The sequence below is a fragment of the Ruegeria sp. BG6 genome (assembly GCF_056538465.1).
Genome location: NZ_JBQFTB010000052.1, coordinates 1 through 777 on the forward strand (window position 1 = coordinate 1; position 777 = coordinate 777).

Genomic DNA, 777 nt, shown 5'->3' on the forward strand with positions numbered 1-777 from the left:
CATGGTGGATAGCTTAATGAAGATTCTGATCACGGGGGGCGCGGGTTTTATCGGGTCGCGGCTGAGCGCTGAACTTGTTCAGCAAGGGCATGACGTCACGATTTTCGACTCTCTGCACCCACAGGTTCATTTCCAGAACGAGACCAATTTCAGGATCGCCAAATCCTCGGGCGCGGGGATGATCGTGGGCGATGTGCGTTCGCGCGACGACATGCAGCGCGCCATGTCGCAGGTCCGGCCCGAGTTCATCTTCCACCTTGCCGCCGAAACCGGCACTGGCCAGTCCTTTGACCACCCGACCCGGTACAACGAGGTCAACATCATCGGCACCACCAACCTGATCGAGGCGGTGCGCGCCGCCGACACCCCGGTGCGCCGCATCATTCTGGCCGGCTCGCGCAGCGTCTATGGCGAGGGTGCCTGCGTGGATGCCAACAACGTCCTTGTGCCTGCGGTCGCCCGCACCAGCCAGGACATGTCGAACGGAGATTTCCTGCCGAAATCGACCAGCGGCGAGACCCTGAGGCCGGTGCCGACCAATGCCGATACCTGCCCGGTGGCGCCCGCCTCGATCTATGCCTCGACCAAGCTGATGCAGGAATACCTGCTGACCCAGGCCTTCTGGGGCACCCCGACCGAGGTCGGCATTCTGCGCCTGCAGAACGTCTATGGCCCGGGGCAGTCCATGTCGAACCCCTATACCGGCGTGATCTCGATCTTTGCCGACCAGATCATGCAGGGCAAGACGCTCAACATCTTCGAGGACGGCGACATCAC

1 protein-coding gene is annotated in these 777 nt (G+C 62.2%); it reads left to right on the top strand.

Going from position 1 to position 777, the window contains the following annotated elements; all coding sequences use genetic code 11:
• Nucleotides 1-16 precede the first annotated feature (16 nt).
• On the top strand, nt 17-777 hold a 761-nt coding region (locus tag ACR0JW_RS23895), incomplete at its 3' end, for an NAD-dependent epimerase/dehydratase family protein (RefSeq protein WP_480714619.1).